The following is a 24,196-nucleotide window of genomic DNA, read 5'->3' as shown; positions in this document are numbered from 1 at the left end:
TGGATGTCGTGCCTTCAGATACCACGGACGAAACGGAGAGTCAGGAGAAGCGATCGGTCGACGTCTCGCGGCGCACGATCCTGCAGGGTGCTGCGGGGATCGGGGCGGCGTCGGCGTTCGGCGGCGGTGCCATCGAGGAGGTGCGGGCGGCGGCCGCCGCCCGCTTTGACGACGCCGAGGGAACCCAGCAGGTCTACATCGTCTTCGACCAGTACGACGAGAGCCTGTCCGGCGACCGCGCCGAACGCATCCGTCTGCTCCGCGAGCACGCCGAGGCGAGCCAGGAGCCCGCCCGCACGACCCTCGCCGAGTTCGATACCGTCGACCTCGTCAGGAGCTACTGGATCACCAACGTCATCCGCGCCGAGGTCAATGCCGACGCGGTCACCGCCGACCAGCTCCAATCGGTCGAGGGCGTCCGCGCCGTCTACCTCGTCCCCGAGTATCGCGTCCCCGAACCCGAGTCGGCCGACACGGCTCCAGAGGCCGACGGCACCACGTATGGCCTCGAGCAGATCAACGCCCCCGACGTCTGGGACGATTTCGGCACCCAGGGCGAGGGCGTCAAGGTCGCCGTCCTCGATACGGGTTTCGACGTTTCTCATCCCGACCTCGAACTGTACTCGGACGATTCCGATGACCCGACCTACCCTGGTGGGTGGGTCGAGATCGGTCCCGATGGCGAGCCCATCGAGGGCTCGGAACCGTACGATTCCCACTACCATGGGACTCACGTCGGTGGCACCGTCGGCGCCAGTGCTCCCGACGGCGACACGCCCCAGTACGGCGTCGCCCCGAACGTCGACCTCCAGCACGGCCTCGTCCTTCCGGGCGGCTCGGGGGCGGATTCGGACCCGATCGCCGGCTTCGAGTACGTCCTCGAGGAGATGGGCGCCGACGTCATCAGCATGAGTTTCGGTGCCGGCTGCGGGTTGTTCGGCCCGGTCTACGAGGACGCCTGGATCCCCGTCATCCAGAACGCCCTCGCGATGGACGTCCTCGCCGTCACCTCCTCGGGCAACTCCGGCGAGGGCTGTGTGGGCTCACCTGCTAACATCTATGATTCCTTTGCGATCGGTGCGTCGGACGAGAACGGCGACATCACGGAGTTCTCGAGCGGCGATACGATCGCCGCCGACAACTGGGAGGAACCCGATCCCGACTGGCCCGACGAGTGGATCAAACCCGACGTCTCCGCCCCCGGCAACGAGGTGCTGAGCGCCGAACCCGGCGGCACCTACCAGAATCTCAGCGGGACCTCGATGGCCGCCCCCCACGTCGCGGGCGTCCTCGCCTTGATGCTCTCGGCCAACGAGGACTTGACGGCTGGGGACAGCCGGTCGGTGCTCGAGGGGACCGCCTGGAAACCCGACGACTGGTCGGAGCCGGGCGACGAACAGGACGTCCGGTATGGGTACGGCATCGTCGATGCGTATGCCGCGGTCGACGAGGTCGGCGCCGCCGTCTACGAGGACGATCTCGGCGACGTCAACCAGGACGACTCGGTCAACATCCAGGACGTCCAACTCACTCAACAGTACATCTACGGGATGAACCCCGAGGGGTTCAACGAGGATCTCGGAGACCTGAACCGCGACGGCGAGGTCGATACCACGGATCTGAACCTGTTGCAATACAAGGTCCAGGGCAATCTCGATCTGGGCGCGATCGACGTCTCGAACCTGGAGGGGCCCGACGAGGCCGACCAGGGCACCGAGATCGAACTCTCGGCCGATCTCGAGAACACGGGCGAGGAGGGCGCCGTCCAGGAACTCGCCGTCCACATGGCCGAGACCGAGGACGATCTCGGCTCGGGCGAGCCCGTCACGACCACGTTCGTCGATCTCGCCGCCCCCGGCGTCTCCGATCCCGTCGGTCATCCTGCCGAAACCACGGTTACCCTCGCGGTCGATACGAGCGAGTTCGATCCCGGCGAGTATTATTATGGACTCTACTCCGAGGACGACAGTGAGACGGGAGAACTCACGCTCGTCTCGTCGTACTTCGAGGTCTCGAACCTCGACGCACCCGGCGAAGTCGACCAGGGTGACGAAATCGAGGTGAGTGCCGACATCACCAACACAGGTAACGCCGACGACACTCAGACCGTCGAGTTCCGTTTCGACGACCTCGACGAGGCGTTGCTCACCGAGGAGGTTTCCCTCGAGCCCGGCGAGGGAACCGGCGTCTCATTTACCGTCGACACGAGCGACATCGAGGCGGGGACGTACGACCACGGGGTGTTCACCGACGACGACGGCGAGACCGCGACCATCACGATCCTCGCGGCCTTCTTCGACGTCGAGATCACCGACGCGCCCGGGGAGGTCGCGGTCGGCGACGGCTACGACGTGGACGCGACAGTCGAGAACACCGGCGACGCGCCCGACAGCCAGACCGTGACCTACAACGTGGTGCAAGGAGAGACCGACGTCGCGGTCGTCGACGGCGGCGTCGACGAGGAGGAACACCGCCGCGAGGTCGTTGAACGGGACGTCGAGGCCGAGATCGAGAACGCCGCGGACATCGTCGAAACCCTGCAGGGCGAACTCGACTCTGATCGCTACGGCGTGAGTGCGGTCGACGCCAGCGACCTCCTCTCCGTGGTCGGGGAGTACGACGTCTTCGTCGTCAACGACTTCGACGAGGCCGACGTCGGCGCCTTCCTCGACGAACTCGGCGACGATCAGGGCGTCGTCTACCTCGAGAACTGGGGCGGGAGCTCCGCCTCGATCACCGATCTCTCGGCTGCGACCGGCGATCCCTCGACCGTCGAGGACGGGTACAGCGGCTCGACGCCCATCAACCTCGAACTCACGGCCGATCACGCGCTGTTCACGGGCGTCGGCGAGGCCGGCGACACCGTCGAACTCCACGCCGCGAGCGCCGCCGACCGTGCCTGGTTCGACGGCTACAGCGGCGAGACGGTCGCCGACGTCGCCGCCACCGACGGGGAGCCGGACGGAAGCGCGGTCGGCGTCTCCGATGACGGCCGCGAGGTCCTGCTCGCGACGTTCGGACGCTCGTCGTTCGTCTCCGATGACGACTTCAGCGCCGACGCCGACGCGATCCTCGGGAACGCCGTCGTCTACGTCGACGACACCGGGGTCGTGGCCGGCATAGAGCAGACCAGCGAGGAGGTCTCCTTGGAACCCGGCGAGTCCGCGACCGTCGAGTTCGCGAACACGCTCGGCGACGTCGACCCCGACTTGGAGTGGTTCCACGCCGTCGAGAGCGAGGACGACCAGGACCTCGTGGCGTTTACGGCCGTCCCGGCCGGCGCGACCGTCGAGGGGACGGTGACCGACGCCGAAAGCGGCGACCCCATCGAGGGCGCCACGGTCACCCTCGACGCCGACGGGGGAACCTACACCGCCACGACCGACGCCGACGGCACCTACTCGCTGGCGGGCATCCCCGCGGGCGAACACGAGATCACGGTGACGGCGGAGGACTACGCCGAGGTGTCCGAGACGATCGAGGTGCCCGAGGACGGGGCCGTGACTTACGACGCGGCCTTAGAGCCCGCGCCGGGCTCGATCACGGGGCAGGTGACCGCAAGCGACGACGGCGAGCCGGTCGAGGGCGTCACGATCGTCGGCGAGAACGGCGACGGCGACACGTACGAGGCCACGACGGACGCCGAGGGCCAGTACGCTCTCGACGTTCCCGCGGGGACGTACGTCGTCACGGTCGCGGAAACTCCGCCGGGCTACCAGCCCGAGGAGATCGTCACCGTCACTGCGGGTGAAACCGTCGAGGGCGTCGATTTCCAGATCGACCGCAGCCCGGGCTCGATCGAGGGCCAGGTCACCAACGCCGCGGGCGTCCCCATCGAGGGCGCCGAGGTCGTCGACGCCGACCAGGAAGCGTTTAGCGCGACCACGGACGCCGACGGCAACTACACGATCGAGGGGGTCACGCCGGGAACGAAGGCGCTTCGGGCGCTCCACGAGAACTACCCCGACTCGGACATCACCTTCGTTGACGTGACTCCCGGCGAGACCACCAGCCAGAACCTCACCCTGGGGACCTACTTCGAGGTCTCGAACCTCGAGGCCCCCGGCTCCGCCGAACAGGGCGAGACGATCGAGGTCTCGGCGGACGTCACGAACGCGGGCGACCAGGAGGCCTCCCGCACCGTGTTCTACTTCCCGCCAGGCACGGACTTCGGCGCTGCAGTGCTCGATTACGAACCAGAGCAATCCGAGACGGTGACCCTGGATGGCGGCGAGACCACCACCGTCTCGTTCTCCTACGAGATCCCCGCCGACGAGGAAACCGGCGACCTCCAACACGGCGTGTCTGCCGACGAGGTCGCCACGGCCACCATCACCATCGAAGAGGGCGGCGAGCCCGATCCCGCCTACTTCGAGGTCAGCTCGATCGATGGCCCCGACACCGTCGGCGCGGGCGAGTCGTTCACCGCCGATGCCACCATCACCAACACGGGCGGCGAAGAAGCCACCCAGACGATCTTCCTCTTCTGGGACGGCGAAGTCAACGCTCGAGAGCGCTACTCCGAAGCGGAACTCCGCCGACTCGTCGACACCGACGCCATGCAGGAGATCACCCTCGCCGGCGGCGACTCCACGACCGTCTCACTCACCCACACCCTCGAGGACGACCTCGAACCCGCCACCTACGCCTACTCTATCTCGACGCTCCAGGAAATGGCCAGCGCCGAAATTACCGTCGAAGCCGTCGAGAGCGTTCGTCCGCCCGCTCACGCGGGGGTTCCGGACCACGCGAACGCGCCCGACCACGCCGGCATTCCGAGCTGGCTGCGCAGGTAACGAGACTCGTCTCCGATCGCTCGTTTTCGCTGCTTCGTTCGTTCGGGGTTCGATCCTGGTGTTCTACGGGGTGTTCGACGACGGACGGACCCCGAAAGCGGCCGCACCCGGGACGACGGCCGACCGGGTCAGGATCGCTTCTGGATTTCCTCGCGCAGCGCCGCGCTGACGGCCTCGCCGTCGGCCTGCCCGCCCAGCGCGCCCATCGCCTCGCCCATCAGGCCCGAGAAGGCGCCCATCCCCTCCTCGTGTACTTGCTCCTCGTTTCGCTCGACGACCTCGCGAACGGCCTCCCGAACCTCGTCCTCGGAGGCGCCGCCGAGATCCTCGCGCTCTACGGCCTCCCTGGCGGTAAGCTCCGGCGCGTCGGCCAGCGCCGAAAGCAGGTCGCCGACGTTGCCCGTCGGGAGGTCGTCGTCGCGGGCGAGCGCGAGCGCGCCGGCGAACTGCTCTTCGCTTACGTTCTCGATGGCGACGCCGTCCCGCCGGAGTTCGGTGACGGTCGATTCCAGCGTCGTCGCCGCGAGGGTCGGATCGACGCCCTCGCCCACCGCACGCTCGAAGACGGGCATCCGCCGGCCGTAGGCGACCTGTTCGGCCAGTCCACGATCGAGGTCGTACTCGCGCTCGTACCGTCCGACCTTCTCGGTCAGGAGCTCCGGAGTTTCGACCTCGCTCCGGTCGGGTTTGACCGGCGGGACGTCGGTCTCGGGGTACATCCGGGCTGCGCCGGGCAGCGGGCGGAGGTAGCGGGTGGTGCCGTCCTCGTTCGCTCCGCGGGTCTCCTCGGGGACGCCCGCGACGGCGGCTCGCGCGCGGTCGGCGACCGCTCCGATAGCGGTGCGCGCGGTCTCCCCGCTGTCGGCGACGATGGCGACGGCGTCTTCGGGCTCGGCATCGACGGCCTCCCGGAGGTCGGCGACTTCCCCTTCGGTGACGCCGTAGGCCGGCAGTTCGTCGGTGTGGAAGATCCCGCCGGCGCCGTGGCGTTTGGCGTGATCGGAGAGTTCGGTCCCCAGCCGGCGGTTGGGGGCGATCTCCCGGCCAACGAGGCCGTCGAACCCGCGCAGACGGACGCCCATCACGCTCCCCCCTGAGGAGAGTGCTCCCCCGATCACGCCGCTGTCGGTTCCCGCGAACACCTCGGTGACGTCCTCGGGCTGGTCTACTGCGGCGTTTCGGGCCGCGAGTTCGTCGCGGATCGCCACGAGCTCGAGCTGGCGGCCGACCTCCGTGCGGACGATGTCGTCGATGTCGTCGAGACTCTGGACGCCCTTGATCTCGACGCGGGCGCCCTCGGCGATCGAGACGTTGACGTCCTGGCGGATGGTGCCCAGGCCGCGTTTGACCTTGCCGGTCGAGCGAAGGAGCATCCCGATTCGTTCTGCGGCCTCCCGGGCCTGGGCGGGCGAGCGGATGTCGGGGCTGGTGCCGATCTCGACGAGGGGGATTCCCAGTCGGTCGAGGCTGTAGCGGACGCCTTCCTCGGTCTCCTCGACTCTCTTTGCGCTCTCCTCTTCGAGCAGGAGGTCCTCGATCCTGACCGATCCCTCCTCCGTCTCGATCTCGCCGTCGGTCGCGATCAGCGTCGAGCGCTGGAAGCCGGAGGTGTTCGAGCCGTCGACGACGAGCTTTCGCATGACGTTGGCCTGATCGACCGGCCGGGCGTCCAGAAGCTGGGCGATCTCGAGGGTCGTCTCCATGGCCTCCTCGTCCAGTCGGTGTGGGGGCTCCTCGTCCTCCTCGACGAGGCAGGTGGTGTCGTAGGCGAGATACTCGAACTCCCGGTCGACCCTGCTCTCCTCTAGGGCGGCGTCGTCGAGTTCGCCGAGTTCGCTCCGAGTGGGATGGAGATAGCGGGTGAACCGTCGGGAGGACTCTTCGGGTTCGCGCAGTTCGGTCGGGCAGTCACAGAACAGCTTCGTCGCCGTGTCGAGTTGCTGGTGGATCTCGAGGCCGGCGACGAGTCCGGCGTCCTCGTAGTCGTGGTCGCGCTCGCTCATTGTCGGCCAGTGGGGCGCCGAGGGGTAAAAAGTCCGATTATGCGACTCAGTCCTCGACCGCGGGGACGAACTCGCCGGTCTCCCGGTAGACGCCGGCGAGGAGGGTCGCCGCGGCGATCATCGGGAGGAGCGCACACGCGAGATAGACCGGAGTGAAGCCGACGGCGTCGATCGCCGGCAGGGTGACGACGGGTCCGAGCCCGCCCCCGACGTCCCCGAGGACGTTGTTCGTTCCGACGGCCCGCCCCATCGACTCCTCGGGGGTGAGGTCGGCCAGCAGCGCCATCAGCGGGCCGCTGGTCCCGCCCTGGCCGGCGCCGACGAACAGACAGGCGACAGTCAGCGTCGCGAGCGAGTCCGCCCGCGCGAGGAGGAGAAAGCCGACGAACGCGGTCGAAAGAAAGACCAGCAGCGTTGGGACCCGCGACTGGCGCCGGTCGCTGACGACGCCGCCGAGGAACATGAACACGCCCGCGGCGATCACGGTGATCGCCATGAAGATCCCCGAGGTGCCCTGGGCGTCGAAGCCGAACACCCCGAGGTCGTTCTCGCCGAGAAAGAGCACGAGCGAGGCGAACAGCGCGCCGATATACCCGAACAGTACGGCGAAGTTGACGAAGCCGACGACCAGCGCCGCGGGGCTCGTATCGACGTCCCAGGGCTTGATCGAGTCGCGGCTCCCGCCCTCGACGTGGGTCTCGGGGATCACCCGGTAGGCGATCCCGGTCGCGAGGGCGGCGAAGACGGCCGCGACGACGAACGCGGCCGCGGTGCTCTGGAGTTCGCTGACGACGCCGCCGATGACGACCCCGACGGGGAAGCCGAAGAGAACCCCGCCGCGGATGACTCCCATGTTCGTCCCCCGCGAGTCCCCGTCGCTGACGTCGGCGGCGATGGTGTAGGCCGTCGCGAAGACGAGCGCGCTGCCCAATCCCCACAGTACTCGCGCGAGCAGGAACCAGGCCTCGGGAAACGGTGCGGGGATCGCGACGACGTAGCCGACGGTCGCGACCGCCTGCACGGCCATCCCGACGACGAACGGCGTGCGGGTCCCGATCCGATCGACCAATACCCCTGCAGGGGCGTTGGCGACCAGCCGCGAGAAGCGGTTGGCGCTCAGGATGATCCCGACGAGAACCGGCGAGATCCCCAGGACAACCCCGAGGTTCGGCAGGATCGGAAAGACGACCCCGCCACCGAACCCGATAAAAAAGGTGCTGGCGATCACCGCGGCGACGACGACCCCTCGCCCGTCGCCGCCGAGCCGGTCGGCCACCCGGGCGCGGAGCCGGTCGATGCCCCCGGATCGGGGGTTCACCCTGTCCTCGCGGGTCCCGTCTCCTTGAGCGAACCGTCGTTCGATTCCATTAGCTGACCGGTTGGTCAATTCGGTTCAAAAGCGTTCGGATCCTCGCCGCTCGTAGCCGGCTGTACCTGTATGACGGCTCTCGGCCCCTCGTTCGACCGAGAGCCCCGAACGACGGACAGCCGGTAGTCTCAGGCGCCGGTCGCGTCCCCGGCTCTCCCCTCGCCACGTTCCCCGTCGGCCCCGGCGTCCGCTGGTGGTTCGCCCCCCGCGAGCCGGTGGCGCTTTCGCTCTCGGAGGCGCTCCTGGAGGCGGTCGTTGAGATCCTCGCGAAGTTCCGTGGCACGGCGAGCGTCGATGTCGTAGGCCGTCGCCGCCCGGCCGAAGAAGGCCGCCGAGCTCGCGGTGTCGGCGGTGACGCTGGCGAGCCGGCGCCTGCGCTGGAAGACGTTTCGCGTGTCGACGACCGACTGGATCCGGTAGTGGGGAACGACCTTCGTCGTCCGCTTCCAGAAGCCGGTCCGGGCGAAGAAGTAGCGCTCGCCGACCGCGAACCCGCGATTCGCCCACTTGAGGTGGGCCGCGACCGGGACCGCGAGGGCCAAGACCGCGAGGACGTACCAGTCCCCGAGGGCACCCGTAGCGGCGTCTACCGCGTAGCCCGCGGCCACGACGGCGGCGACGACGGCGCCGTACCGGACGACGTAGCGTTCGCGCGCTCGCTTCGGGGAGGACTCGAGCCCGGGGTCGCCGAAGGGTTCGATCGAGCGCGCCAGCGCCCGGACCCGCTCGCGTTCGGCGATCGGGACCGCCGACTCGGCGCCGCCCGAGCCCGACTGGCCGGGGGCGTAGCCCGCGGTCTCGACGGCCAGCGAGCCGTAGCCGATCCACCGGAACGGGATCGACTCCTCGACGGTCAGCGTCTGGACCTTGTCCAGCGGGATCGTCCCACTGTAGCGCTGTAGCAGCCCCCGCTCGTAGCGGAGTTCCTCGCCCGCACGCATGAGCCGGAAGCCGTAGTAGCGGCTGAACGTGAGCACGGCGCTGACGATCCAGGCGACGAGCACGAAGAGGAGAGCGGCCCAGGCGAGCGCGATCAGCCCGCTTCCCGGAAGGCCCCCCTCGAACGGTGCGAGCGGGACCAGTGCCGTCGGGTCGAACCCGCTGGCGAACGAAAGCGCGATGGTCGCCAGCAGGCTCGCCCCCGGGTCGATCGTGAACACGCTCAGGATCGCCAGCTCGTTGGGCTGGATCGCAAAGAGGAGTTCTTCCTCGTCCGGCTCCCGTCCGGGCTCCGTGCTCTCGACGCCGTCCTGTCCCGCGTCCTCGCGGGCGCCCGTCCGGAGCAGGCGCTGGAGGCGCTCGGCCTCGGCCTCGCCGACGTAGTGGAGGACGACCTCGGTCTCGCCGCCGCCGGCGGTCTCGACGTTGACCGCGGCGAGTCCCAGCGCGCGCTGGAGGACGTTCTGCTGGACGTCGACGTTCTGGACCCGCCGGAGAGGGACTTCCCGGTCGCGCCGAGAGACCACCCCCGAGGCGACGTCGAACGTGTCGCTCGTGAGTTCGTAGCGAAACCGCTGATAGTAGGCGATCTCGTAGGCGATCCCGAGGACGATTCCGACGACGACCATTGCGCCCAGGGTGAGGAGGTCCCCCCCGCCGCCCGGGGAGGTGAACACGCCGACGAAGAAGAACAGCGAGCCGGTCGAGAAACTCCGCGAGAGCGATCGGTAGGGAACGGAGTACGGATGAAGCTTCGTCGAGGGATCACCGCCACCCCCGCTTTCGGCGGCTCCCGGTCCGGAGCCCCCGCTTTCGCCGACCGCCGGACCGCCGGACCCGGAGTCCGACGGCCCCTCCTCGGCCGACTTGTCTACCGAGCCCCTCGCCGGCTCGCTTCCGTCGTCCCCGCCGCGCTCACCGCTCATACCGCGTCCTCGCCCTCGCTCTCGATCGCGAGCCGGCGAAGCTCCTCCCGGAGGTCCTCGGCACGGTCGGGCCGCAGGCCGGGGATCGCCACGTCGGCGCTTCGCGAGCCCGCCGTGTAGACGACGACCGTCGCCAGCCCGACCGCCCGCTCTACGGGACCGCGCTGGGAGTCGACGTGCTGGACTCTGACGAACGGAACGACGGTCTTCACGCGGGTCAGAACGCCGCGTTCGATGTAGAGGGCGTCCTCGCGGAGCTCGAACCGCCAGACCGAGTAGCGAAGCCACGCCAGCGCCAGCCGGACGACGGCGAGGACGACGGCGAGGGCGATGGCACCCTGGACGACGGTCGATTCCGCGAGCCCGACGGCATCGGCGAGATCCGTCGCCCGTGTCAGTCCGACGGCGCCGCCGACGAGAAGTCCCCCCGAGACGGCCGCCTGGACGATCGCCGCGGTGAGCCAGACGGGACGAATCCGGGGAGAGAGCCGTTCCATGCCCGGCGCGAGGGCTGGGCCCCGAATAAAGGATGGGATTCGACCCCCGTCTGGCCGTCTCAGCGGGTCGCCGTCCCGGCGTCGCCCGCGAGGAGGTCCTCGGTCAGCCCCTCGCCCGAACAGTCCTCGTTCGGGCAGGCGTAGTGCCAGCCGTCCTCGGTGGCCTCGGCCTCCCGGAACCGCTCGCCACAGAGCCCACAGAGCAACCGTCCCTCGGCGCACGTGTCCCGGTGGAGCTCGAGGGCGAGCTCGCTCCCGAACGACTGGTTGCAGGTTCGGCAGGTGTGCATAATACATCCGACGACGTTCTCCGTGAAAACTGCTTGGATTCCGTTCGCGGACCTGACTGTGGCGGGGTTCGACGGGTCAGTACCGCGGCTACTCCTCGCGGCCGAGCAGTCCGCGCTCGGTCATCTTCGCGGGGTCGAGAACCTCGTCGGCCTCCTCCTCGCTGATGTAGCCCTTCCCGACGGCGACCTCGCGGACCGTCTTGCCCTCCTTGAGGGCGGCCTTCGCGACCTCGCTCGCCTTGTCGTAGCCGATGTGGACGTTCAACGAGGTGGCGAGCGCCATCGACCCTTCGACCTGCTCGGCGCAGTGCTCGTCGTTGGCCTCGAGGGGTCGGACGAACCGCTCGGCGAACACCGCGCTCGCGTTCGAGATCAGTTCGGCGGACTCGAGGAAGTTGTGCGCCAGCACCGGCTTGTAGAGGTTGAGGTCGATCTGGCCCTCCGCGGCACCCGCCGACACCGCGGCGTCGTTGCCGACGACCTGTTTGTGAACTTGATTCACCGCTTCGGCGACGACCGGGTTCACCTTGCCGGGCATGATCGAGGAGCCGGGCTGGTTCTCGGGCTGTTCGATTTCGCCCAGTCCGTTCCGGGGACCCGACGCGAGCAGCCGGAGGTCGTTTGCGATCTTGTTCAGCGAGCCGGCGACCGTCCGGAGGGCGCCATGTGCCTCGTTCATGGCGTCGTGGGCGGCCTGGGCCTCGAAGTGGTTGTCGGCCTCCCGGAACTGGACGCCCGTCTCCTTGGTAATGTACTCGGCGGCCCGCCCGGGAAACTCCTCGTGGGTGTTCAAGCCGGTGCCGACCGCGGTCCCCCCGAGGGCGAGTTCGGCGAGATGTTCCCGGGCGTTGTCGACCCGGACGAGGCCCTTCTCGACCTGGCTCCGGTAGCCCGAGAACTCCTGGCCGAGCGTCACGGGGGTGGCGTCCTGGAGGTGCGTTCGCCCCGTCTTGACGACGTCGTCGAACTCCTCTTCCTTTGTCTCCAACGCTTCCCGAAGCGTCGAGAGCGCCGGGATCACGTCCTTCTCGGCCGCTTCGAGGCTCGCGACGTGCATCGCCGTGGGGATCACGTCGTTGCTCGACTGGCCGAAGTTGACGTGGTCGTTCGGATGCACAGTACGGGATCCGATCTCCGCGCCCGTGATCTCGGCGGCGCGGTTCGCGATCACCTCGTTGGCGTTCATGTTCGAGGAGGTGCCCGACCCGGTCTGGAAGACGTCGACGGGGAACTGGTCGTCGTGCTCGCCCGCGATGACCTCCTCGGCAGCCTCGACGATCGCGTCGGCGATCTCGTCGTCGAGCAGGTCCAGGTCGCGGTTGGCCTGGGCGGCGGCCTTCTTGACGACGCCCAGCGCGCGGACGAACCGCCGGCCGAAGGTGATCCCGCTGATCGGGAAGTTCTCGACCGCGCGCTGGGTCTGGGCGCCCCAGTAGGCGTCGGCGGGCACTTCCATCTCTCCCAGGCTGTCCTCCTCGATGCGAACGTCGTCGGTCATGGCCGAGAGGTCGCGGCGGGTCAGGTAAAAGCCACCGAAAGCGCACGCTCCTCGCGGGCCCTGGTCCGCCGGGCGTCCTCTAACCGTTCCCGGCAGTCGGCGTGGATCGACCGGGCCGTCGAAAGCGAGAGGTCGTGGATCGTCGGCGTCCCCCGGACGAACGTCCGCGAACTGGCGGTGTCGATCACGAGGCTGGCCAGTCCGAGTCGGCGCTGGAAGACCGACCGGCGGGTCGAAACCGTCTGGAGGCGGTAGTAGGGGACGACGTGGGTCCGCCGGCGCCAGAACCCCTCTCGGACCAGCAGGTGGTCTTCCCGGAGGTCGTAGCCGAGGTTCGTCCACCGGAGGTGGGCGCCGACCGGCGCCCCAAGGACGGCGAGGGCGCTCGCGTACCAGTAGGGAAGGCCCCAGACGATCCCGGCTGCGCCGGCCGCGGCGACGATCGCAGCAGCGATCACCGAGTAGCGGACGAGGTAGCGCCGGCGAGCCACCGTCGGCGGGCGGTCGAAGTCGCCAGATTCGATCCCGGTCGCCCGTGCAACGAACCGCTCGACGCGGCTCCGTTTGGCGAGCGGGATCGCCGACTGGTTCCCGCCGCCGTCGGGGCCGTAGCCCGCGGTCTCGATCCGGAGGCCGGCGTAGCCGATCGCGCGCTGGAGGGGGTTCTCGACGATCGAGAGCGTCTGGATCTTTTCGGTCGGGATCGACCCGCTGTAGCGCTGGAGGAGTCCGCGCTCGTAGACGAGGTCGTCGCCGGCCTCCCCGATCCGGAAACCGTAGTAGCCGACGAACGTGTAGACGACCCCGACGAGGTAGGTCGCGACCGCGCCGTAGAGCGCCGAGGAAAGCGCCAGGGCGGCGTACTCCAGCGGGGAGGCGCCCGCGAGTTGGGCGGGACCGCCGAACGGCCTGGCCAGCGAGAGCACCAGGCCGAGGGCGGCGTCGCCGCCGAACGCGGTCACGACGGCGACGACCATCGACGCCGAGAGCTTGGCGGTGGTGAGACTGAGGAGACCGAGTTCCACCTGGTCGAGTTCGAACAGGTGCGTCGGCCGGCGGTCCCCGCTCGTCCCGGCGGTCGCCGGTTCGGGGCGTTCGGTCGGATCGGGCTCGAGGCCTTCTTGCTCGTCGGCTTCGATTTCGTCGTTCTCGGCGGTCAGCCGACGGATCTCCCGCTGGAGCCAGTTGGCCTCGCCCTCGCCGACGTACCGCAGCGTCGCCTCGGTGTCGCCGCCGCCCGCGGTCTCGATCGAGACGACGGCCAGCCCGAGGAGCCGCTGGACGATCCCCCGGGAGACGTCGACGTTCTGGACGCGGCGAAACGGGATCTCCCGGTCACGCCGCGAGAACACGCCGGAGGCCAGATCGAACGTGTCCTCGCTGAGTTCGTACTCGAAGCGGTAGTACTCGACGAGTCCATAGGCGGCCCCGAGGAGGAAGCCGACCGGGGCGAGCGAGAACACCCAGTCGATCCGGACGACGTCGAAGGCCCCCGAGAGGATGCTGACGAGGAAAAACGGGACCGATGCCCACTGGACCGCGTAGCCGAGGGTTTTCGTCAGTGCCGTAACCGGATGGAGCCGGCTCATACCGCGTCCTCGCCCTCGCTCTCGACCGCGAGGTCCCGGAGGGTGTCCTGGAGCCGACGGGCCCGCTCGGGTCGCAAGCCAGGAATCGTGACGTCGGCGTTCCGGGAGCCGGCGGTGTAGACGACGACGCTCGAGAGCCCGAGCGCACGCTCTACGGGTCCGAACTCGGTGTCGACGTGCTGGACGCGGACGAAGGGGACCGACGTCTCGACGAACGTGACGACACCGCGCTCGAGATAGAGGGCGTCGTCCTGGAGCTCGAACCCCCACCTGCTGTAGAGGACGAGGGCGTGGCCGATGCCGACGCCCGCCGCGACGAGGCCGACGGCCACGAGGGCGGCCGCCGGGAGGGTGTCGACGAGCCACCGCTCGGCGGCCGCGACCGCGACGGCGAGGACGCACGCGACGACGACGGCCCGCACGATCCAGACGGCTCGCACCCTCGAATGCAGTGACTCCATGCGGGACCGTTCGACGGTAACCTGATAAACGAACTGATCTTTCTCCCGACCTGTCGGGAACTACTTCTGCTCTTCGTACTCCGCGGGCGTGTACGTCGAGAGTTCGACGGCGTGAATGTCCGTCGTCATCCGCTCGCCCAGGGCGTCGTACACCTGCTGGTGTTGGGCGACCAGCGCCTCGCCCTCGAAGGTGGGCGAGACGACCGTCGCCGCGAGGTGGTCGTCGTCGTGTTCGCCGCGCGCGCGCCGGACCGTCGCCTTCGCGCCCTCGAGTTCGCTCTCGATGACTCGCTCGACATCCTCGGGATTCATGGCCTCCTCTGGGTCGGGCCAGGGGAAAAACGCCGCGGTCCCCGCGGCGATCCGGTCGGCGCGTTTATGCCCCCGCCGGACGCCCTCGGAGATATGTCGCTTGCAGCCGAGACGAGGCGCGCGGCACGGGAGCACCCGTTTCTCGTGAGCGCGCTCCGGGCGGGCGTCGTCAACTACACCGCGGCGGCGCGCTTTCTCGACGTCGGCGATGCCGAGGCGGTCGCGACCGCGCTCCGGCGCTACGCCGAGGAGTTGCCCGACTACGAGCCCGGCCCCCGAAAGGCCCGGATCACGATGGAAAGCGGCGTCGGACCCGCCGACGAGGCGGAGCCGCTGCTTTCCGTCGGCGGAACCGCCCTCGCCGCCGGCGGCGGCGACCGGACCGCGGTCCTTGCGACCGGCGACGTCGATTCGGCTGCGCTCCGGACCGTCCTCGCGACCCTCGCCGTCGAGGACGTCGCGGTCCACGCTGCGGGCGTCGGCGGCGACGCACTCGCGGTCGTCGTCGACCGCCGCGCGGGGTCGAACGCGCTCCGAACCGTCGAGAGCGCCCTCGAGTCGGTCCCCTGACTCGCGGCGGCGTTCGCTCGATCGGTCTACGGTCCCGTATCCGACCTTTTAACGTCCGGCCAGCGGTATTCTCCGGCAATGACGCTCCACGTCGAGAACACGCTGACGGGCGAACGCGAGCCCTTCGAGCCGCGGGACCCCGAGGACGTCTTACTCTACTACTGTGGCCTGACGGTCTCGGATCCGCCCCACCTCGGTCACGCGCGGTCGTGGGTCCACGTCGACGTGATGCACCGATGGCTCGAGTACCTGGGCTACGGCGTCCGCCACGTCGAGAACTTCACGGACGTCAACGAGAAGATCGTCGCCCGGATCGGCGAGGCGGGGGGAGACGAAGAGGCGGTCGCCCGGAGCTACCTCGCCCGAACGATCGCAGACATGCGTTCGCTGAACCTCCTGCGTGCGGAGGTCTATCCCCGCGTCTCCGAACACGTCCCCGAGATCGTCGAACTGATCGAGACCCTCGTCGAGAAAGGGTACGCCTACGAGTCGGAGGGGTCGGTCTACTTCGACGTCACGAGCTTCGAGGAGTACGGCGAACTCTCGAACCAGGACATCGACGAAATGGAATCCCAGGGCGATCCCGACGAGCGATCCGAGAAGCGCCATCCCGCGGACTTCGCGCTCTGGAAGGCGGGCGGCGTCGATCCCGCCGCGATCGAGGAACACCGCCACGACGGGGCCGCGCCCGCCGAGGAGGCCGCCGCGGGCGCGTCGACCTGGGACTCCCCCTGGGGCGAGGGCCGTCCGGGCTGGCACGTCGAGTGCTCGGCGATGAGCATGACCCATCTCGCGGATCACATCGACATCCACGTCGGCGGCCGCGATCTGGTCTTTCCCCACCACGAAAACGAGATCGCCCAGAGCGAGGCCGCAAGCGGCGAGCGCTTCGCGGACTACTGGCTCCACTGCGAACTGTTCGAGATCGGCGACGAGAAGATGTCCTCGAGTCTGGGCAACTTCGTCACCGTCGAGGAGGCGGTCTCCGAGTGGGGAACCAACGTGTTGCGAACCTTCCTCACGGCGGGCTCGTACAACAGCGAACAGCTCTACAGCGAGAAAACGATCGCCGAGGCCGGGGAACGCTGGGAGCGCATGGAGCGCGCCCACGAGCGTGCCGTCAACGCCATCGACTCGCCGGACGCGGGCAGCAAGGCCGAGGACGGCGATCTCCGGGAGGCCGTCACGGATGCCCGCGTGGCCTTCGAGCGGGCGATGAATAACGACTTCAACACCCGGGAGGCCCAGTCCGAACTCCTCGAGATCGCGGGCGCGATCAATCACCATCTCGATCGAACCGCTCCGGGCGCCGGCGGAAGCTACGACTACCGCGGCCTTCGGGAGGCGGTCGAAACCCTGGAGGAACTCGGCGCCGTCCTGGGCCTCTCCTTTACGGGCGACACCGACGGCCGGGCCGACCTCGCGGGAGAGGTCGTCGACCTCCTGTTGTCGGTCCGGGAGCGCGAACGCGAGGCGGGCAACTACGATCGGGCCGATGAGCTCCGGGAGGATTTGGAGGACCTCGGGGTCGAGGTTCAAGACACCGACTCGGGGCCGTCCTACCGGCTTCAATAGCCACGATCTCAATCACAATCTTCACTCGGCCGTGGACGAAACCGGGGACAATGCGTCCATACGCGAACGAGGGCTATCGACGGCTGTTCGACGACGGGTTCTCGGTCGGCCTGTTCTTCCCGATCACGACGGCGTCGGATCCGATTCCGTCGTTCGAGGACTTAGAGCGACAAGTCGAACTGGCGAGTGAGGCAAGCGACCTGGGCTTTGACGCGCTCTGGTTTCGCGACGTCCCGCTGTACTCGCCGCGGTTCAACGACGCCGGACAGGTGTACGACCCGTGGGTCTTCCTCACACACGTCGCCGCCAACACGGACGACGTCGCGCTCGTCACGGGGTCGATCATCCTCCCGCTGAGGCATCCGTTACACGTCGCGAAGGCGGCCGCATCGGTCGACCGACTGTCGGGCGGACGCCTGGTCCTCGGCGTCGCGACCGGCGACCGGCCATCGGAGTTCCCGGCGTTCGATATCGACGAGGACGCTCGGGGTGAACTGTTCCGAGAACACGTCGGCGTGCTCCGGACTCTCTGGTCCGAGGACTACCCCGAACTCGATTCCTCGTTCGGGACGCTCGACGGCTCGCTCGACCTCGTGCCGAAACCGACGACCGAGACCCTCCCGCTTCTCGTCACCGGCCGCGCCCGCCAGTCCCTCGAGTGGATCGCCGAACACGGCGACGGCTGGGTCTACTACCAGCACACGCTCGAGGACCTCGAGGACCAACTAGGGACGTGGCGGGAGCTGGTTCGCGAGACGACCGGTGAGGAATCCAAGCCGTACGTTCAGGTGTTGCACGTGGATCTGAAGGAGGACCCGTCGGCGGAGCCGGAGCCGATCCACCAGGGGTACGCCGCCGGCAGCGAGTGGTTCCGCGAGCACGTTCGGGGGCTCCGCGACGCCGGGGTCGATCACGTGATGATCAACATCCGGCAGACGGACGACGATCGGGACCCGCGGGGGGTTCTCGAGGAGTTTTCCGACGAGGTCCTGGCCGAACTGTGAGCGGCCGAGGTCGGTCGTCGGAGCGGGGACTCTCGATCGCGTCGCGGTCGGATCAGCCGGGTGGATGCACAGGCCGTAGACGGGCCTCAGCCATGCTCGTGGTACGGGCAGTCTCGCCGGCGTTGAGAGAGGAAAACCCCTATGCGGCTCGGCGACCTACCGACTCCCGATGAGTCCTCCCCCTTCGCGGCGCCGGCTGCTCGCCGGGGTCGCAACCGCCTCCGTGGCCGGGCTCGCGGGCTGTCTCGGCGGCGCGATCGACGACGCCACCACCCACGAGGCCGCGCCGGCGACCGTCGCGGAGTCGTCGATCGAGGAGGCCGGCTACGGCTTGGAGGAGAGCCACGAGGTCGTCGAGGAGGAGACGGTCGCGGGCCAGTCCGTCGAGTTCCGCAACCAGTATGTCGAGTACGCCCGGTCGGGGGACCTCCCTGGAATCGGCGAGGTCACGGCCGGCGTGTTCACGACGGTGACGAGTCCCCGAGCGTCGGTGCTGGGTCGGGAGCTGAACCCGATCGCCGAGATGGGACCCGAAGAGATCGCCGCCTACGCCGACGAGCAGTACCCGGAGCTGTCGGTCAGGGGCGAGCCCGTGGGAGAGCGGAGCGTGGAGTCCCTCGAGGCGACGACGGTCACGACCTTTTCGGGGACGGTCACGATCGAGGGATACGAGGTCGATGCTCTGATCGACGTCACCCGACTCGCACATGAGGGGGACCACGTCGTCGCCGTCGGGGTCTATCCTGAGGCGCTGCCCGGGTCTGCGGGCCGGATCGAGACGATGTTCGAGGGGCTCGACCACTAGAGCCCGAGCGCCGCCGAAAGCGAGAGGCCGCTGGCGAGCGCACCCAGCAGATAGCCGGCGATGGCGCCGCCGTTGAGCAGCGGGAGGCCCGCGTGGGGTCGGCCACGGAACACCAACACGAGCAGGACGAGGAGTCCGGCGAGGGTACCGACGATCCCGCCGAGCGCGGCGAGGTTGACGGTGATCCCCGGCACCGCGAGCGTCCCGCTATCGACGAAGACGGCGGCGCTCGCGACCAGGATCGTCGGGATCACGGCGTCGCCGAGGCCGACGAACAGGGCGTCCCGTTCGGGGTCGGCGGGTTCCGGGTCGTCCTCTCCGGTCTCCGGTTGTGTTCGGTCCTCGGAACCCGAATCGCTCTCCTCGTCGAACGCTCCCTCCGCGCTTTCCCCGTCGAGGTAGGTATACGAAAGACTCGTCGGGACGACGAGGACGACGGGGATCTTCAGATCCATCACGCCCTCGGCCAGCGAGAGCATGTGGCGGGTCCGGTAGACGCTGATCGCGTCGTAGATCGCGAGCACCACCAGGAGAACGAGCGCGGGCAAGAGCCCGAAGCTGACGCCGAACAGGCCGGCGGCGCCGGCGCCCATCAGGACGCCCGCGGCGTCGATCACGTACCACTCGGGGTAGGCAAGCAGGGCGATCCCGACGGCGATTCCGGCGGGGAGCGAGACGACCGAGATCGCGGGCGGGAGGAGTTCGGCGAGGACGACCCACGCGAGGAAGGCGCTGAGGACGAGGACGAGCCCGCGGATGAGCCACTCGAAGCCGTAGCGAAAGGCCGCGAGCATGACGCCGGTTCCGACGAGGATCGCGCCGAAGTAGAGCAGGCTGTTCGTCGGGTTCTCCGGATCATCGACTGCCTGCTGGCCGGACTCGGAGAAGGGTTCGAGCAGCGCGAGAGCGCCCAGCTGGACGGCGAGGAAGAGCCCGACCGTAAGAGAGACCGCGACGAGGACCCGCGTCCGGTCGTTCATGGCACGGGATTCGGACCGGGGCGGTATTGGTGTTGTGCCCTCGGTCCGGCCGCCGCAGCCATCCCGCCTGCCCCGATCCTCCCGCGCGTACAGCGTAGACCCCTTACCGCGCGTACAGCGTAGGACCCCTTACCGCGCGTACAGCGTAGACCCGACCAGCGCGGGCGCGTGGACGCCCGCTTCGGGAGTGACCGCGAGATAGGGGCGCTCGACGGGCCCGAAGACGTCGACGACTCGACCGACGTCCTCGAGCGATTCGGAGAGCACCGTCGTTCCGATCTCCTCGTCGTAATTCCCGTTTCCACCCTCCGTGCGGAGGACGAGCAGCCCCTGGGCGGTGTCGCGGACGGTTCCGACCCGGCGGACCGCCATCTCACTCGCGGATCGCGGCGACGTAGGCCGCGACCGCCTGGACGAGGTCGTTCTTCGTCGAGTCCTCGGCGCCCCGGACGACGACCCGGCCTCGCGCTTCCCAGGACTCCCGCGAGTAGGACTTCTCGCGTTCGATCGTGGCGTCGTAGCCGACCTGCTGGACCGCCTGTGCGATCTCGTCGACCGTCGGCTCGGGGACGGCAAGCCCCTCGGGAACCCGCCTCCCCTCCTTCCGGGAAAGCTCCGCGTCGAGATAGGCGGGCCAGATGACGTTTTCGACCATGCCGGACCTGTGAGCCGATGGGGGTAAACGCCTTTCGAACGCCGGCTACAGCCGGCGGAATCCGACGACCGCCGCGGCGATCACCGCGATCGCGGCGACGACCGCGGCGACGATTCCGACCGGGATCGAGTCGCCGTCGTCGCTCTCGGCGCTCTCCTCGGGATCCGTCGCGTTCTCGGCGCCGTCGGTGTCGTTGGTAGCGTTTTCACCCGTCGCGTTGGCTTCCGTTCCGTTCCCGTCGGTCGCGTTCTCCGTCTCGTCGTCCGCGTCGGTCTCGTCGGTGGCGTTCTCGCCGGTTTCGTTGGTGGTGTTCTCGCCGACGCCCGTCGATTCGTTTGCCGTTTCGTTCGAGTCGGCGGTTTCGTTCGGTTCCTCGCCGACCGAGCCGTTGGTCGCGTTGGCTACCGTTCCGTTGGCGTCGGTCGCGTTCTCGCTGGCTCCTTCGGTCCCGTTGCCCTCCTCGAGGATCGCTTGAGCCTCCTCGTAGGCCTCGGGGTGGACGGCTTCGACGATCGTCTCGATCGCGGTAACGACGTGGGGTGCGGGTTGGCTGACGGCGTTCGAGTCCACCGCGACGAGGTTGCCCTCCTCGTAGGCGGTCGTTTCCATCGCGCCCTCGCTGAGCGCGGGTTCCATCTCGGGGTCCGCACTCCCGTAGACGATCCACTCGGGGTTCTCCTCGATCACGACCTCATTGCTGATCTCCTGCCAGCCGGCGATGCCGGCCTCCGCAGCGAGGTTCTCGACGCCTGCAGTCTCCAGGATCGCGTTCTGGAAGGTGCCGTTGCCCGCGGTGTAGCCGCCACCCATCGACCAGTAGGCAAGCGGGCGCTCGACGCCCTCGAGAGCGGTCTCGAGGGCACCCAGGCGCTCGTCCATCCAGTCGATGCGCTCTTGGGCGCCCTCGCAGGCGCCGGTCAGCTCGCCGGTGCGCTGGACGTTCTCACGGACGTCCGTTAGGTCCTCGGCGGTCTCGAAGTGGTAGACCGTGACCCCGGCCTCCCGGAGCTGTTCGACGTCCTCGGGGGCCGTGACGTTCGCCGCGAGCACGACGTCGGGCTCGAGATCGACGACGGTCTCGACGTCGACGTTTTGTTGCCCCTCGACGGCGACGTTCGTTCGGTTGCCGGCGTCATGGTGGGACGTGAAGTCGTTTATCGGCATCCCGACCAGGCTCTCCTCGGCGCCGATCTCGAAGACGGTCTGGGCGTCGCTCGCCTGCAGGGCGACGACCCGTTCGGGCGGTTCGTCCAGCGTCACGTCCTCGCCGGTCGCGTCGGTCAACTCGACCGGGTACTCGCAGGTCGCCTCGGCCTGGGCCGCACTTGCCCCGGTCGCGCCCGAGGCGCCCGCCGCGCCCGCGGCGACGGGCGGGGCGGCCACGCTCGCGATCAGGAAGGCGGCCAGCAGGATCGTCAGTAGCTTTCGCATGTCTCGTCTCCCCGTGCGGGCGACTCCAATAAATATTTGGCTAAAGCAACCGCAGTTGTTGTAGATGGAGCGAACGGGCCGGATCGTCTCCTGGTCGGCGGGCCTGACGGCGATCCTCGCGGTCGTCGTCGTCGCCAGCGCCGGCCTCGGCCCGGCCCGGATCGGCCCGACGACGGTCGCCCTCGCCGTTCTGAACGCCGTCGCCGTCCCCACGGGAGCCGGTCTCGGCGAGCGGGCGCTGCCCCTTCTCGGGTGGTCGCTTCCCGCACCGTCGCTCGAGTTCGTCCGCCCGTTCGCGTTCGACGTCCGTTCGAGCCACCAGACGATCGTCGCCGACATCCGGCTTCCCCGGATCGCGCTCGCGGCGACCGTCGGCTTCGGCCTCGCGGCCGCGGGCACCGTGATGCAGGGCTTTTTCAGGAACCCGCTGGCCGACCCCTCGATCATCGGCGTCTCCACGGGGGCCGCCGCGGGCGCCGTCGCCGTCATCGCTTTTCCGGCACTCCTCCCGGTGGGGCTCCAGCCCGCCGCCTTCGCCGGCGCGCTCGCGACCGCCTTTCTCGTCTACGCCATCGCGACCGAGGGCGGGCGGACGCCGGTCGCGACTCTCCTGCTCGCCGGGGTCGCCGTCCAGGCCTTTCTCGGTGCCCTCATCTCCTACATGCTCGTCCACAGCGGCGACAGCTTGCGGGAGGCGATGATCTGGCTGATGGGCCGGCTCTCGAACGCCACCTGGAGCGACGTCTCGGTCTCGCTGCCGGTCGTCCTCATCGGGGTGGCCGTCCTCGCGGCCTTCACCCGCGAGATGAACGTCCTCCTGCTCGGCGAGGAGGACGCTCATCACCTCGGCATCGACGTCGAGCGCACCAAACTACTCTTGCTCGCGCTCGCGAGCGTCGTGACAGCGGCGGGGGTCGCCGTCGCGGGCGTCATCGGCTTCGTCGGCCTCGTCGTCCCCCACGTCATGCGCCTGCTCGTCGGCCCCGATCACCGGATCCTGTTGCCGACGAGCGCGCTCGCCGGGGCGTCCTTCCTCGTCGCGACCGACACCCTCGCCCGCGCGGGTCCCGCCGAGGTCCCCGTCGGCATCGTCACCGCCGCCTTCGGCGCGCCCTTCTTTCTCTACTTGCTCACCAAGCGGGAGGTGCACGCGCTGTGATCGACGCCGACTCCCTCTCCGTCTCCTTCGGCGACGTGGCCGTCCTCTCGGAGGCATCGCTGTCGGTCGCGGAGGGCGAGTTCGTCGGCCTCGTCGGCCCCAACGGTGCCGGCAAGACGACCCTCCTACGGGCGATCAGCGCGGCGATTTCCCCCGACGCCGGCTCCGTCAGAGTCGCCGGGAGGGAGGTTCAGAATCTCTCCTCGCGAGAGTCGAGCCGGCTGGTCTCGGTGGTTCCCCAGGTCACCCACCTCTCCTTTGCGTTCGACGTCCGCGAGGTCGTCGAGATGGGTCGAACGCCCTACCGGTCGCGGTTTTCGTCGCCGACCCCCGAGGACCGCGAGCGCGTCGACCGGGCGATGGAGCGGACCGCGGTCGCAGAGTTCGAAGACCGGTCGATCGAGGCGGTCAGCGGCGGCGAGCGCCAGCGGGTGATCCTCGCACGGACGCTCGCCCAGGACACGCCCGTCGTCCTGCTCGACGAGCCGACGGCGAGCCTCGACGTTGCCCACCAGATCGAGACCCTCGAACTCGTCGCCAAACTCGTCGAGGAAGGGAAGACGGCGCTGGCGGCGATCCACGACCTCGAGCTCGCGGCCCGCTACTGCGACCGGCTCGCGGTCCTTGCGGGGGGAGGAATCGTCGAGACGGGGTCTCCGGAGGAGGTGCTGTCGGCCGACCGGCTCGCCGAGGCGTTCGACGCCACCACCGCGGTCGCGACGAACCCGGTCACGGGGTCGCCGACGGTCACCGCCCTCCCTGGCGGGGTGCCCTCGGAGCTCCCCGAACGGGTCCACGTGCTCGGACGGGGGGCGGCCGCCGCGGGCGTCCTCGCACGCCTGGAGGGAACCGGCGTCGAAGTGACTGCGGGCCCGCTCGTCGCGGGCGGGCCGGCGGCGGCGGCCGCGACCCGCCAGGGGATCGACCCGCTCGTCGCCGAACCGTACGCCCCGCTCGACCGGGAGCTGCTCGCGGCCGCCAAAGAACGGATCCGGACGGCCGACGCGGTCGTCGTCTGTGACCTCCACCTCGGGAGCGGCAACCAGCTTCTCCTCTCGGCGCTCGATGCCCCCCCGGCGGTCGTCTGTGAGACGACGCCACTCACCAAGCGAAACTATGCGGGCGAGGAGGCCGCGGCCGCCTACCGGGCGATCCGGGCGGCCGCGGAGTCCACGGAGCCGTCGTCGGTCCTTTCCGCGCTCGCGGCGGTCGAATCGGCATCTCGCGGACGCGGTCGCACAAACGTCTCGGATATCGATGGAGTCGGATCGCACAGCGAGGCTGACGGAGCCGGGCCCGACGCCGAATAGCGCCAGGAACCCATCCGATTTCCCGAC

Annotated in this window: 20 protein-coding genes; 7 read left to right on the top strand and 13 right to left on the bottom strand. The window is 69.0% G+C overall.

Annotated features, from left to right (window positions below; genetic code table 11):
• Positions 1-8: 8 nt before the first annotated feature.
• Entirely contained in the window at positions 9-4,796 is a 4,788-nt protein-coding gene (locus tag LCF40_RS07895; protein WP_224828043.1) for a S8 family serine peptidase, read from the top strand.
• Between the two features lie 128 nt (positions 4,797-4,924).
• On the opposite strand, the gene gatE is transcribed toward LCF40_RS07895, so the two are convergent.
• The 9 genes from gatE to LCF40_RS07850 all read right to left on the bottom strand — a co-directional run bounded on the left by gatE (position 4,925) and on the right by LCF40_RS07850 (position 14,680).
• Complete coding sequence (gene gatE / locus LCF40_RS07890; RefSeq protein ID WP_224828042.1) at positions 4,925-6,799, bottom strand: Glu-tRNA(Gln) amidotransferase subunit GatE; 1,875 nt, start codon at positions 6,797-6,799, stop codon at positions 4,925-4,927.
• A 46-nt stretch (positions 6,800-6,845) separates the two neighbouring features.
• The gene (locus LCF40_RS07885; protein ID WP_380682465.1) at positions 6,846-8,075 is read right to left on the bottom strand and encodes an MFS transporter; all 1,230 of its coding nucleotides are present in this window, start codon (positions 8,073-8,075) and stop codon (positions 6,846-6,848) included.
• A 221-nt stretch (positions 8,076-8,296) separates the two neighbouring features.
• Entirely contained in the window at positions 8,297-10,033 is a 1,737-nt protein-coding gene (locus LCF40_RS07880; protein WP_224828041.1) for a PH domain-containing protein, read from the bottom strand.
• The gene (locus LCF40_RS07875; protein ID WP_114576345.1) at positions 10,030-10,530 is read right to left on the bottom strand and encodes a PH domain-containing protein; all 501 of its coding nucleotides are present in this window, start codon (positions 10,528-10,530) and stop codon (positions 10,030-10,032) included. The genes LCF40_RS07880 and LCF40_RS07875 overlap by 4 nt, the downstream gene beginning before the upstream one ends.
• Positions 10,531-10,589: 59 nt before the next feature.
• Complete coding sequence (locus LCF40_RS07870) at positions 10,590-10,820, bottom strand: transcriptional regulator (protein ID WP_224828040.1); 231 nt, start codon at positions 10,818-10,820, stop codon at positions 10,590-10,592.
• Between the two features lie 88 nt (positions 10,821-10,908).
• Positions 10,909-12,318 (bottom strand): class II fumarate hydratase, encoded by a 1,410-nt coding sequence (locus tag LCF40_RS07865; RefSeq protein WP_224828039.1) that lies wholly within the window; start codon positions 12,316-12,318, stop codon positions 10,909-10,911.
• Between the two features lie 20 nt (positions 12,319-12,338).
• Positions 12,339-13,907, bottom strand: coding sequence for a PH domain-containing protein (locus tag LCF40_RS07860; RefSeq protein ID WP_224828038.1), 1,569 nt, complete (start codon positions 13,905-13,907; stop codon positions 12,339-12,341).
• Positions 13,904-14,368: a PH domain-containing protein gene (locus LCF40_RS07855; RefSeq protein ID WP_224828037.1), complete on the bottom strand. Its 465-nt coding sequence runs from the start codon at positions 14,366-14,368 to the stop codon at positions 13,904-13,906. The genes LCF40_RS07860 and LCF40_RS07855 overlap by 4 nt, the downstream gene beginning before the upstream one ends.
• A gap of 60 nt (positions 14,369-14,428) precedes the next feature.
• A complete protein-coding gene (locus LCF40_RS07850; RefSeq protein WP_114576350.1) occupies positions 14,429-14,680 on the bottom strand; it encodes a BolA family protein in 252 nt (83 codons plus the stop codon).
• Positions 14,681-14,773: 93 nt separating this feature from the next.
• Here LCF40_RS07850 and LCF40_RS07845 point away from each other — a divergent pair, with 93 nt between their 5' ends.
• The 4 genes from LCF40_RS07845 (at position 14,774) to LCF40_RS07830 (ending at position 18,634) form a co-directional block, all read left to right on the top strand.
• Positions 14,774-15,250, top strand: coding sequence for a DUF7523 family protein (locus tag LCF40_RS07845; RefSeq protein WP_224828036.1), 477 nt, complete (start codon positions 14,774-14,776; stop codon positions 15,248-15,250).
• 78 nt (positions 15,251-15,328) lie between these two features.
• Positions 15,329-16,825 carry a cysteine--tRNA ligase gene (gene cysS / locus LCF40_RS07840; protein ID WP_224828035.1) on the top strand — a complete coding sequence of 499 codons (1,497 nt, stop codon included), beginning with the start codon at positions 15,329-15,331 and terminating at the stop codon, positions 16,823-16,825.
• Positions 16,826-16,875: 50 nt separating this feature from the next.
• Positions 16,876-17,829, top strand: coding sequence for an LLM class oxidoreductase (locus LCF40_RS07835; protein ID WP_224828034.1), 954 nt, complete (start codon positions 16,876-16,878; stop codon positions 17,827-17,829).
• Between the two features lie 169 nt (positions 17,830-17,998).
• On the top strand, positions 17,999-18,634 hold the full coding sequence (locus tag LCF40_RS07830) for a DUF6517 family protein (protein ID WP_224828033.1): 636 nt from the start codon (positions 17,999-18,001) through the stop codon (positions 18,632-18,634).
• Here the strand turns inward: LCF40_RS07830 and LCF40_RS07825 are convergent.
• The 4 genes from LCF40_RS07825 to LCF40_RS07810 all read right to left on the bottom strand — a co-directional run bounded on the left by LCF40_RS07825 (position 18,631) and on the right by LCF40_RS07810 (position 21,700).
• A complete protein-coding gene (locus tag LCF40_RS07825; protein ID WP_224828032.1) occupies positions 18,631-19,614 on the bottom strand; it encodes a presenilin family intramembrane aspartyl protease PSH in 984 nt (327 codons plus the stop codon). The two genes, LCF40_RS07830 and LCF40_RS07825, sit on opposite strands and share 4 nt — an antisense overlap.
• 129 nt (positions 19,615-19,743) lie before the next feature.
• Positions 19,744-19,986 (bottom strand): H/ACA ribonucleoprotein complex subunit GAR1, encoded by a 243-nt coding sequence (locus tag LCF40_RS07820; protein ID WP_224828031.1) that lies wholly within the window; start codon positions 19,984-19,986, stop codon positions 19,744-19,746.
• Between the two features lies 1 nt (position 19,987).
• Positions 19,988-20,269 carry a signal recognition particle subunit SRP19 gene (gene srp19 / locus LCF40_RS07815; RefSeq protein WP_224828030.1) on the bottom strand — a complete coding sequence of 94 codons (282 nt, stop codon included), beginning with the start codon at positions 20,267-20,269 and terminating at the stop codon, positions 19,988-19,990.
• Positions 20,270-20,314: 45 nt separating this feature from the next.
• On the bottom strand, positions 20,315-21,700 hold the full coding sequence (locus LCF40_RS07810; protein WP_224828029.1) for a PGF-CTERM-anchored ABC transporter substrate-binding protein: 1,386 nt from the start codon (positions 21,698-21,700) through the stop codon (positions 20,315-20,317).
• A 64-nt stretch (positions 21,701-21,764) separates the two neighbouring features.
• Here LCF40_RS07810 and btuC point away from each other — a divergent pair, with 64 nt between their 5' ends.
• Positions 21,765-22,859, top strand: a complete 1,095-nt coding sequence (gene btuC, locus LCF40_RS07805; protein WP_224828028.1) for a vitamin B12 ABC transporter permease BtuC — start codon at positions 21,765-21,767, stop codon at positions 22,857-22,859.
• Positions 22,856-24,169, top strand: a complete 1,314-nt coding sequence (locus LCF40_RS07800; RefSeq protein WP_224828027.1) for an ATP-binding cassette domain-containing protein — start codon at positions 22,856-22,858, stop codon at positions 24,167-24,169. The genes btuC and LCF40_RS07800 overlap by 4 nt, the downstream gene beginning before the upstream one ends.
• Positions 24,170-24,196: the final 27 nt, after the last annotated feature.

Source organism: Saliphagus infecundisoli, assembly GCF_020177375.1.
GTDB lineage: Archaea > Halobacteriota > Halobacteria > Halobacteriales > Natrialbaceae > Saliphagus > Saliphagus infecundisoli.
Note: the sequence above shows the minus strand (reverse complement) of the source record. Positions and strands in the feature narration are given on the sequence as shown.